Source organism: Mesorhizobium sp. M7A.F.Ca.CA.001.08.2.1 (assembly GCF_003998455.1).
GTDB classification, from domain to species: Bacteria; Pseudomonadota; Alphaproteobacteria; order Rhizobiales; family Rhizobiaceae; genus Mesorhizobium; species Mesorhizobium ciceri.
Map to the genome: position 1 here is coordinate 1 of NZ_RZPW01001206.1, position 1,087 is coordinate 1,087.

At 62.6% G+C, this 1,087-nt stretch carries 1 protein-coding gene; it reads left to right on the forward strand.

What is annotated here, in order from left to right; translation table 11 throughout:
* Nucleotides 1-125: 125 nt before the first annotated feature.
* A partial coding sequence (locus EN914_RS36220; protein ID WP_206527333.1) for a patatin family protein occupies nucleotides 126-1,087 on the forward strand: 962 nt, incomplete at its 3' end.

Consider the following 1,087-nt stretch of genomic DNA (forward strand, 5'->3'; position numbering starts at 1 on the left):
CGCTGTTCGATGCAGAAAACACGTATCGGAAACCAACAGCTTGAACCTTCTGCCTGACACCAACGACACAGATTCATCATTTCGATACGCCCCGCTCGTATAGTAGCCTCGGGACAAGGGAGATCATGATGCTCGAGTGGGCGTCATTGCGTAACAGACCAGATGTCAGGGAGGCCAACGGCCTGTCCTCGTCAGGCGGCGCGTCCGAAACGAACTCCCAGAAGAAAACAGGCATTTCGCTCGCCTTGGGTGGCGGGTGCGCCCGTGGCTGGGCGCATATCGGCGTGCTGCGCGCGCTGGATGAAGCCGGCATCGAAGTATCGATGATCGCCGGCACCTCGATCGGCGCGCTGGTCGGCGGCTGCTATCTCGCCGGCAAACTGGACGAGCTCGAAGAATTCGCCCGCAGCCTGACCAAGCGCCGCATCTTCGGCCTGCTCGATCTCAATTTGCGCGGCAGCGGCCTGTTCGGCGGCATGAAACTCGATGCAAGGCTGCGCGAGCACATGGCCGGCATTCGTTTCGAGGACCTTGCCAAGCCGTTCGTCGCGGTCACTTCCGAAATCCGCACCGGCCACGAAATCTGGCTGTCGAGCGGCTCATTGATTACCGCCATGCGCGCCTCTTATGCGCTTCCCGGCGTGTTCGAGCCGGTGAATTGCAACGGCCGCGTGCTGGTCGACGGCGCTCTGGTCAACCCCGTACCGGTTTCGGTCTGCCGCGCCTACGAGCAGCCGCTCGTCGTGGCGGTCAACCTTCACTATGACCTGTTCGGCCGTGCCGCCGTCATCAAGCACAGCGCTGGCGAACTGGTCGTCGAAAAGGACGCGCCGAGGGCCGGACATGGCGATCCCGAACACCAGTCGCATCAGACCCGGCTCGGCATCACCGGCGTCATGGTCGAGGCCTTCAACATCATCCAGGACCGCATTTCGCGCGCAAGACTTGCCGGCGATCCGCCAGACATGTCGCTGCAGCCGAAGCTCAGCCATATCGGCCTGACCGAGTTCCACCGCGCCGACGAGGCGATCAATCTCGGCTATCAGGCGACGATGGCGCAGATCGGCGAACTGACCCGGCTGCAGAC